Origin of the sequence: Nonomuraea basaltis, assembly GCF_005893125.1 — a bacterium.
GTDB lineage: Bacteria > Actinomycetota > Actinomycetes > Streptosporangiales > Streptosporangiaceae > Nonomuraea > Nonomuraea basaltis.
Genome location: NZ_VCJS01000083.1, coordinates 41,896 through 51,040, shown reverse-complemented (window position 1 = coordinate 51,040; position 9,145 = coordinate 41,896). Strand labels below are relative to the sequence as shown.

Here is a 9,145-nt window from a genome sequence, read left to right as displayed (position 1 = left end):
GGCCGAGCGGGGGACGTTCGGGCGGCGGGGGCTGGGCTATCTGGCGCTGTTCCAGGTGGTGCTGCCGCTGCTCGCGCCCGTGGTGGACGTGATGGCGATCTACAGCGTGCTGATGGGCGACCCGTTGCCGGTGGTGGCGGTGTGGGCCGGGTTCGTGGTGATCCAGGCGCTCACGGGGTGGTACGCGCTGCGGCTCGACCGGGAGCGGGCGCGGGTGCTGTGGGTGCTGCCCCTGCAGCAGTTCGTCTACCGCCAGCTGATGTACCTGGTCGTCATCCAGTCGCTGTCCACCGCTCTGCTGGGTGTCCGCCTCCCCTGGCAAACCATCCGCCGCGAGGGGATCTTCTCCTCTTAATCCTTGGAACCCCCTTCTTTTACGGTCGCCCGGCATCACCGCACGCGCCGTACCGGGTTGCCGGCTGTCATGGCCGGTCGTGAAGGCTCACGGGTTGCTCGCGTGACGGAGCGCCCTCTTGACCTGTGCCGTGGTGACTCCTCGACCCATGGGATGATCTTGAACATTGTATGGAATGAAGCGTTCCGTTCTGTTATTCTGGAACAGAACGAGCCGTTCCGATTCAGGAGGCACACATGACCGCCCTCGACATCCGCCCGGTGCAGACGTCTCCAGAGCTGTACCGGTGGCGCTGGCCGGCGCTCGCGGTGATCCTCGCCGGTTCCGTGATGGAGGTGCTCGACGGCACCGTCACCAACATCGCGGGGCCCACGATGCGCGATCAGCTCGGCGGTGGCACGTCGCTCATTCAGTGGCTTGGCGCGGCCTACCTCCTGGCCATGACCGCCGGCCTGCTGACCGGCGGGCGGCTTGGCGACATCGTGGGGCGCAAGCGCATGTTCCTCATCGGCGTCATCGGGTTCACCGCTGGGTCGCTGCTGTGCGCCCTGGCCTTCTCCCCCGAGACCATCATCGCGGCCAGGATCGTGCAGGGGCTGTTCGGGGCGGCGATGATTCCCCAGGGCATGGGGCTGATGAAGGAGATGTTCCCGCCCAAGGAGCTGGCGGTGGCGATGGGGCTGTTCGGGCCGGTCATCGGGTTGTCGGCGGTGGGCGGGCCGATCCTGGCCGGCGTGCTGACCAGTGTCGACTGGCGGCTCATCTTTCTGATCAATCTGCCCGTCGGCGCCGCCGCCGCGCTGGCCGCCCTGCGGTTCCTGCCCGCCTCCCGTCCGGCCGGCGGCGTGCGGCTCGACCTGCCGGGGGCGCTGCTGGCCTCGGCGGGCACCGTGCTGATCGTGTTCCCGCTGGTCCAGGGCGGCGAGCACGGGTGGCCGGCATGGTCGTTCGCGATGATGGCCGCCTCGGGCGCGGTGTTCGCGGTCTTCGCCGCCTACGAGCGGCGCCGGGCCGCGCGCGGCGGCGACCCGCTGATGGCGCCGAGCCTGTTCCGCAAGCGGGCGTTCGTCTCCGGCATGGCGACCGGCGCGATCTACTTCGCCGCGTTCGCCGGGTTCTTCTTCGTGATCGGCCTCTACACGCAGCTCGGCCTGGGGTACTCGCCGCTCAAGGCGGCGCTGACCGGCGTTCCCGCATCGCTCGGCATGATCGCGGGCATGGGCGTCGCGCAGGCCGCACGGCGGCACGGGCGCAAGGTGCTGCTGGCCGGAGCGGTCGTCATGGGGCTCGGCGTGGTCGGCGTGATCGCCATCGCCTCGCCCGGCGTCTCTCCCTGGCAGCTGGCGCCGGCACTCGCGGTGACCGGGCTGGGCAGCGGCCTGATCATGACGCCGTACTTCGGCATCGTGATGGCCGCGGTCGAGCCGCAGGAGACCGGCTCGGCGTCCGGCACCCTCACCGCGCTGCAGCAGGTCGGCGGCGCGCTGGGGCTGGCGCTGCTGGGCACGGTCTACGCCGGCACGGGCAGCGTGCGGATGACGCTGTGGGCGGCGGCCGGGATGATCGCCGCGACCTTCGTGGCCGGGCTGCTGCTGCCCAAGCAGGCGCGGGAGGACGCGGACGTCGTGCACTGAGCCCTGCGAGCCCGCCGCGGGCTCGCCCGGCGCGGCGCCTCACCCAGTGGGGCGCCGCGCCCTGTTTCATGTCCTTCTGGCCTGTTCCATGCCGGCGAGGAGGTAGCCGAGGCCCTCGTCGAACGTGGCGTCCCACTCGGCGAAGGGATCGCTTGCGGGTCCCGGGGAAAAGCCGAGGCCGTGCTCGGCGAGAGCCGGGTAGCGGCCGGCGCGCTCGCGGAGGAACGCGCCGGTGTCCTCGCGGTCGCGGTCCTGCAAGGTGACCTGCATGATGACCGAGCCCATGACGTAGTTGGACAGGCTGTACGCGGCCGCCTTCGGCGTGGCGAAGCCCGCGGCGGCCAGGGTCTCGTAGAGGAACTCGGTGCGCTCCAGGGCGTTCGGGCCCATGAGCGGGCGGTCGAGGATGGTGGCCGACCACGGGTGGCGCAGCAGGGCGGCGCGCCAGCCCTTGATCAGCGCGCGGACGGGCTCGTGCCAGCCGCCGTCCGGCCGCCGGTCCGGCAGTCGCACGTCGCCGAAGACGGCGTCGAGGGCCAGGTCCAGGACGTCGTCCTTGGTCTTGACGTGCCAGTAGAGGGTGGTCGAGCCGGTGTCGAGCCGTTCGGCCAGGCGGCGCATGGTCAGCCGGCCCACGCCCTCATCGTCGAGGAGCGCCACCGCCTCCGCCACGATCCGCTCCAGCGTCAGCGTCTGCCTCGGCGCCTTCTGGGGGCGCGACCACACGGTGTCCACGAAGAGATAATACGTTGTACGCATGACTGGATCGATGGTCTAGTAAGTGGAACAACGATCGAGAGGAGGGATCGCCATGGGGCACATCGAGGCGAGCGAGCTGACGTACCTGCTGCCCGACGGGCGGCCGCTGCTGCTGGAGGCGTCGTTCAAGGTGGGCGACGGGGCCAAGGCGGCGCTCGTCGGGCCGAACGGCGCGGGCAAGACCACGCTGCTGCGGCTGATCGCGGGCGAGCTCCACCCCTCCGACGGCCGGATCGCGAGCAGCGGCGGCATCGGCGTGATGCGGCAGTTCCTCGGCGAGGGCACCGTGCACGACCTGCTGCTGAACGTGGCGCCGCGGCCCATCCGGGACGCGGCGGCGGAGCTGGCGGCGGCCGAGGCGGCGATCTCCAGAAGAGACGATCAGCCCGCTCAGCTCGCCTACGCCCAGGCCATCGCCGACTACGCCGACGCGGGCGGCTACGAGCTGGAGGTCGTGTGGGACGTGTGCGCGACCGAGGCGCTGGGGCGGCCGTACGAGCGGATCAAGGACAGGAGCCTGGCCACGCTGTCGGGCGGCGAGCAGAAGCGGCTCATGCTGGAGGCGCTGCTGCGCGGGCCCGACGAGGTGCTGCTGCTGGACGAGCCGGACAACTACCTGGACGTGCGGGCCAAGCAGTGGCTGGAGCAGGCGATCAGGGGCTCGGCCAAGACGGTGCTGCTCGTCTCGCACGACCGGCAGCTCCTGGCCGAGGCGGCCGACCGGATCATCACCGTGGAGGGGCGCACGGTGTGGGTGCACGGCGGCGGCTTCGCGGGCTACGCCGAGGCGCGCAGGCAGCGCAGGGAGCGGCTGGAGGAGCGGCGGCAGCGCTGGGAGGACGAGCGGGCCAGGCTGCGCCGGCTGGTGCACACGCTGCGCCAGCGGTCGGCGAACAACGACGCGCTGGCGGGGGCGTACCAGTCGGCGGTCACGCGGCTGGAGCGGTTCGAGCGAGAGGGGCCGCCGCAGCGGGCGCCGAAGGAGCAGAACGTCCGGATGAGGCTGCGCGGCGGACGTACCGGAAAGCGGGCGGTGATCTGCGAGGAGCTGGAGCTGACCGGGCTGCTGCGGCCGTTCTCCACCGAGATCTGGTACGGCGAGCGGGTCGGCGTGCTCGGCCTGAACGGCACCGGCAAGTCCTGCTTCCTGCGGCTGCTGGCCGGCGAGCCGATCGCGCACACCGGCGTGGCACGGCTGGGCGCCAGGGTCGCGCCCGGCCATTTCGCGCAGACCCACCTGCGGCCTGACCTGAAGGGGCGGGCGGCCGCGGACGTGGTGATGCGCGAGCACGCGATGACCCGCAACGAGGCCATGGCGGCGCTGGCCCGCTACGAGCTGGCACCGGCCGGCGGGCAGCCCTTCGAGACGCTGTCGGGCGGGCAGCAGGCCCGGCTGCAGATCCTGCTGCTGGAGCTGTCGGGCGCCACGCTGCTGCTGCTCGACGAGCCGACCGACAACCTGGACCTGGCGAGCGCGGAGGCGTTGCAGCAAGGGCTGGAGGGATATGAGGGAACGGTGCTGGCGGTCACGCACGACCGGTGGTTCGCGGCCGACCTCGACCGCTACCTGATCGTCGGCGCGGACGGGCTCGTACGGGAGAGCGACGAGCCGCGGTGGGACGTCTGACGGCCTCTAGCCGGAGGCAACGCGGTCGCGGCGCACGACCGAGACCTTCATCGTCTCGTCGACCGCCTCGGGCGACAGGACGTGGTCGAGCACCATCACCGCGCAGCCGCTGATGCCCGCGCCCGCGCCCAGCCGGCTCGGCTCGATGCGCAGCCGCCTGGTGGCCAGGGCCGTGGAGCGGCGGTAGACGACCTCGCGGATGCTCGACACCAGGGGCCCGAACGCCTCCGCCATGTCGCCGCCCAGGACCACCACCGACGGGTTGAGGATGTTGACCGCCCCGGCCAGCACCTCCCCGATCCGGCGACCGGCGGTGCGGACCATGGCCATCGTCTCGGCGTCGCCCGCCCGTACCAGCGCGGTCACGTCCGCGATCGTCTTGACGTCCCTGCCGGCCCCGCGCAGGTCGCGCAGCAGCGCGGTGCCGCTGGCCACGGAGTCGACGCAGTCGGTGTTGCCGCAGCGGCACAGCACGCCGCCGCCGTCCAGCACGGGGATGTGCCCGATCTCGCCCGCCGCGCCCAGCGCGCCGCGCAGGATGCCGCCTCCGGCGATCACGCCCGCGCCGATCCGCGTGGAGACCTTCACGAACATCAGGTCGTCCAGGTCGGGGTAGGCGCCGCGGTGCTCGCCGATGGCCAGCACGTTCACGTCGTTGTCCACGAGCACGGGGACGGGGAAGCGGCCGCGGATGATCGGGGGGATCACCACGCCGGTCCACGACGCCATCACGCGGGCGCTCTCGGTGCGGCCCTGCGCGAACTCGACCGTGGCCGGCACGCCCATCCCGACGCCCCTGATCATCGAGCGCGGCCGATCGCCGAGCAGCTCGTCCCAGGTGTCCATGAGCAGCGGCAGCACGACGTCGGGGCCCTGCTCCACGTCCATGACGAACTCGCGGCCGGCCAGCTCGTGCCCGGCCAGGTCGCAGACCGCGACCCTGGTGCGGCTCGCGCCGAGCGCCGCCACCAGCACCACGCCGCCCTCGGCGTTGAACTCCAGCCTGACCGGCGGCCGCCCGCCCGTGGACGGGGCGTCGGTGCGCTCCACGACCAGACCGCGTTCCAGCAGCTCACCGACGCGCAGCTGCACCGCGGGGCGCGACAGGCCGGTCACCCGGCCGAGATCGGCCCGCGTCACGGCCTCACCGGTGCGGATGAGGCGGAGCACCTCGCCGCTGGTGGCGAGTGTCGCGGCGGTACGTCGTGGCATCGGCTAAGTGAACCACATGGGGTTAGGTAATGAAAAGTCAGTACTTTTTCATCTCAAATGGCAAAACTCGGCTTGTGTACTACCCAAACTCTCGTTAGTGTCCGTTCTGTCCTTCCCTGGTAGACCATCGGAGCCTTCACCGTGTCCACCCATCCGCCAACCGGCCATGCCCACACCGCCGACCTCGTCGTCTTCGGCGGGACCGGCGACCTGTCAATGCGGAAGCTGCTCCCCGCGCTGTATCACAGCGACAGGGACGGCCGGCTCTCCCCGGAGACCCGCGTCATCGCCATGTCCAGGGGCGGTCTGACCGACGCCGACTTCCGCGGCAAGGTGGACGCCGAGGTACGCGACCGGGTCCCGGTGGACGACCCCGCGGTGTGGCAGCGGTTCCTCGGCCGCCTGCACCACGTGTCGGTCGACGTCGGGGGCGCCGACAGGTCGGGGTGGAACGCGCTGTCGCGGACGCTGGCCGGACACGAGCCGCGTGACCGGGTGTTCTACCTGGCCAGCCCGCCGCGGACGTTCGGACCCTTCTGCCGGGAGCTGGCCGAGGCCGGGCTGGTGACGCCGCGCTCGCGCGTGGTGCTGGAGAAGCCGCTGGGCCACGACCTGCCGAGCGCGCAGCGGATCAACGACGAGGTCGGTGCCATCTTCGAGGAGCGCCAGATCTTCCGCATCGACCACTACCTGGGCAAGGAGACCGTCCAGAACCTGCTGGTCCTGCGCTTCGCCAACGCCTTCCTCGAGCCGGTCTGGAACTCGCTCTGGATCGACCACGTCCAGATCACCGCCGCCGAGACCGTCGGCACGCCGGGCCGGCGCGGCTACTACGACCACGCGGGCGCGCTGCGCGACATGGTGCAGAACCACCTGCTCCAGCTCCTCACGCTGACCGCGATGGAGCCGCCGGCCCGCAACGACCGCGAGGCCATCCGCGACGAGAAGGTCAAGGTGCTGCAGGCGCTGCGGCCGATCGCGGGCACGGAGGCGCACCGTTTCACCGTGCGCGGCCAGTACGTCGGCGCCGGCGACATGCCGGGATACCTTGACGAGCCCGCTTCCACGCCGCCGACGGACGCCTCGCGGCAGGTGGAGACGTTCACGGCGATCCGGGCCGAGGTCAAGAACTGGCGATGGGCCGGTGTGCCGTTCTACCTGCGGACCGGCAAGCGGATGCCGTACCGGCGTTCGGAGATCGTGGTGCAGTTCAAGGACGTGCCGCACTCCATCTTCCCCGGCGGCACGCCGAACCGCCTGGTGCTGCGGCTGCAGCCGGAAGAGGGCATCGAGCTGCACATCATGGCCAAGGAGCCGGGCGCGGGCGAGGTGACGCTGAAGCCGGTGCCGATGTCGCTGAGCTTCGGCAAGACGTTCACGGCACGGGTGCCGGAGGCGTACGAGCGGCTGCTGACCGACGTGCTGGACGGGAACCCGACGCTGTTCATGCGCCGCGACGAGGTGGAGGCGGCCTGGCGCTGGATCGACCCGATCCTGGACGCCTGGAAGGCCGACCCCGCCCTGCCCGAGCCCTACCCCGCAGGAACCACCGGCCCCGCCGGAGCCCACGAACTGCTCGGCCGCAGCGGTCGCGCGTGGCACGAGGAGGAAATGTGAATTCCGTCATCCAGGATGTGACCGACCGGATCGCCGAGCGCAGCGCCGCCAGCCGTGCCACGTACCTGGCACGGATCCGGCGCGACGGCGAGGCCGCCAGGGCGAAGGGCCCCGCACGGGCGCACCTCGGGTGCGCGAACCTGGCGCACGGCTTCGCGGCCGCGAACGCCGAGGACAAGCCGGCTTTGCGGGGCACGGCCAAGCCCGGCGTCGCGATCGTGACGAGCTACAACGACATGCTCTCCGCCCACCAGCCGTATGAGACCTACCCGCCGGAGCTGAAGGCGGCGGTGCGCAAGGCCGGGGGCGTGGCGCAGGTCGCGGGCGGCGTGCCCGCCATGTGCGACGGCATCACCCAGGGCCGGGCCGGCATGGAGCTGTCCCTCTACAGCCGCGACGTCATCGCCATGGCCACCGCGATCGCGCTGTCGCACGACATGTTCGACGCCTCGCTGCTGCTGGGCGTGTGCGACAAGATCGTGCCGGGGCTGTTCATCGGGGCGCTGCACTTCGGGCACCTGCCGGCGATCTTCGTGCCCGCCGGGCCGATGGGCTCCGGGCTGCCGAACAAGGTCAAGGCCCGCACCCGCCAGCTGTTCGCCGAGGGCAAGGTCGGGCGGGACGAGCTGCTCGACGCCGAGGCCAAGTCGTACCACTCCCCCGGCACCTGCACCTTCTACGGCACCGCCAACTCCAACCAGGCGCTGATGGAGGTCATGGGCCTGCACCTGCCCGGCTCGACGTTCGTCAACCCGCACACCGAGCTGCGCCACGCCCTCACCGAGGCGGCCGGGCGGCGGGCGGTGGAGATCACCGCGCACGGCTCGGAGTACACGCCGATCGGCGAGCTGGTCGACGAGAAGGCCATGGTGAACGCCTGCGTCGCGCTGCTGGCCACCGGCGGGTCCACGAACCACACGCTGCACCTGGTGGCCATGGCGGCGGCCGCGGGCATCGTGCTGACCTGGGACGATCTGGCCTGCCTGTCGGAGGTCGTGCCGTCGCTCACCAAGATCTACCCGAACGGCCAGGCGGACGTGAACCACTTCCGCGACGCCGGCGGCATGCAGGTCCTCATCGGCGACCTTCTCGACGAGGGGCTGCTGCACGCCGACGTCATGACCGTGGCCGGGCACGGGCTCGACCGCTACCGCGAGGCGCCGTCGCTGGTGGACGGCTCCCTGGTCTGGGAGCCCGTCACCGGCGGCAGCGGCGACCTGGACGTGCTGCGGCCGGTCGCCCGGCCGTTCTCGGCCGACGGCGGGATCCACATGCTCGAGGGCAACCTCGGCCGCGCGGTCAGCAAGGTGTCGGCGGTCAAGCCCGAGCACCTGGTGATCGAGGCGCCGGCCAAGGTCTTCGACGACCAGCTCGACCTGCTGAAGGCGTTCGAGACGGGCGAGCTGGACGGGCAGGACTTCGTGGCGGTCATCCGCTACCAGGGGCCGAGCGCCAACGGCATGCCCGAGCTGCACAAGCTCACGCCGCCGCTGGCCGTGCTGCTCGACCGCGGGCAGCGGGTCGCCCTCGTCACCGACGGGCGCATGTCCGGCGCCTCGGGCAAGGTGCCAGCCGCCATCCACCTGTCGCCCGAGGCGGCCGACGGCGGGCCGATCGCGCTGGTGCGCGACGGCGACGTCATCCGGCTCGACTCCGCGGCGGGAACGCTGGAGCTGCTGGTGCCGGCCGAGGAGCTGGCCCGGCGCACGCCCGAGGGCCGGCCGCTCAGCGACGCGCAGTGGGTGGGCACGGGGCGCGAGCTGTTCGCCGCGTTCCGCCGGATGGCCGGGCACGCGGAGCAGGGCGCCGGGATCTTCGGCGTCAGCGGCGCCGAGTCGCCGCACCACGGTCCCGGGCTCGGCTTCCCCGCCGAGGCCGGCGCCTCCCACCTGGAGACCGGCGCCCCGGCCGGCGCGCAGCCCGCTGGGCTGGTGAGGTGAG

Annotated in this window: 6 protein-coding genes and 1 pseudogene; 5 read left to right on the top strand and 2 right to left on the bottom strand. The window is 71.9% G+C overall.

Annotated elements, in window-relative coordinates:
- Both EJK15_RS33350 and EJK15_RS33345 read left to right on the top strand, forming a co-directional pair.
- A pseudogene (locus EJK15_RS33350) lies at positions 1-355 on the top strand (bi-functional transferase/deacetylase); the annotation flags it as partial.
- Between the two features lie 236 nt (positions 356-591).
- Positions 592-1,989: an MFS transporter gene (locus EJK15_RS33345; RefSeq protein WP_138714459.1), complete on the top strand. Its 1,398-nt coding sequence runs from the start codon at positions 592-594 to the stop codon at positions 1,987-1,989.
- Between the two features lie 66 nt (positions 1,990-2,055).
- Here the strand turns inward: EJK15_RS33345 and EJK15_RS33340 are convergent, their stop codons facing one another.
- Positions 2,056-2,748 (bottom strand): TetR/AcrR family transcriptional regulator, encoded by a 693-nt coding sequence (locus EJK15_RS33340; RefSeq protein WP_138714458.1) that lies wholly within the window; start codon positions 2,746-2,748, stop codon positions 2,056-2,058.
- A gap of 52 nt (positions 2,749-2,800) precedes the next feature.
- Here EJK15_RS33340 and EJK15_RS33335 point away from each other — a divergent pair, with 52 nt between their 5' ends.
- Positions 2,801-4,375 (top strand): ABC-F family ATP-binding cassette domain-containing protein, encoded by a 1,575-nt coding sequence (locus tag EJK15_RS33335; RefSeq protein WP_138714457.1) that lies wholly within the window; start codon positions 2,801-2,803, stop codon positions 4,373-4,375.
- A gap of 6 nt (positions 4,376-4,381) precedes the next feature.
- Here EJK15_RS33335 and EJK15_RS33330 read toward each other — a convergent pair whose 3' ends face one another.
- Positions 4,382-5,587 carry an ROK family transcriptional regulator gene (locus tag EJK15_RS33330; RefSeq protein ID WP_138714456.1) on the bottom strand — a complete coding sequence of 402 codons (1,206 nt, stop codon included), beginning with the start codon at positions 5,585-5,587 and terminating at the stop codon, positions 4,382-4,384.
- A gap of 141 nt (positions 5,588-5,728) precedes the next feature.
- On the opposite strand from EJK15_RS33330, the gene zwf reads away from it, so the two are divergent.
- A complete protein-coding gene (gene zwf, locus EJK15_RS33325; protein ID WP_138714455.1) occupies positions 5,729-7,204 on the top strand; it encodes a glucose-6-phosphate dehydrogenase in 1,476 nt (491 codons plus the stop codon).
- Positions 7,201-9,144, top strand: a complete 1,944-nt coding sequence (gene edd, locus EJK15_RS33320; RefSeq protein WP_138714454.1) for a phosphogluconate dehydratase — start codon at positions 7,201-7,203, stop codon at positions 9,142-9,144. The genes zwf and edd overlap by 4 nt, the downstream gene beginning before the upstream one ends.
- Position 9,145 lies beyond the last annotated feature (1 nt).

Coding starts and splice junctions, on each gene's coding strand:
- EJK15_RS33345 (WP_138714459.1), top strand. CDS start 592: ATGACCGCCCTCGACATCCGCCCGGTGCAGACGTCTCCAGAGCTGTAC.
- EJK15_RS33340 (WP_138714458.1), bottom strand. CDS start 2,748: ATGCGTACAACGTATTATCTCTTCGTGGACACCGTGTGGTCGCGCCCC.
- EJK15_RS33335 (WP_138714457.1), top strand. CDS start 2,801: ATGGGGCACATCGAGGCGAGCGAGCTGACGTACCTGCTGCCCGACGGG.
- EJK15_RS33330 (WP_138714456.1), bottom strand. CDS start 5,587: ATGCCACGACGTACCGCCGCGACACTCGCCACCAGCGGCGAGGTGCTC.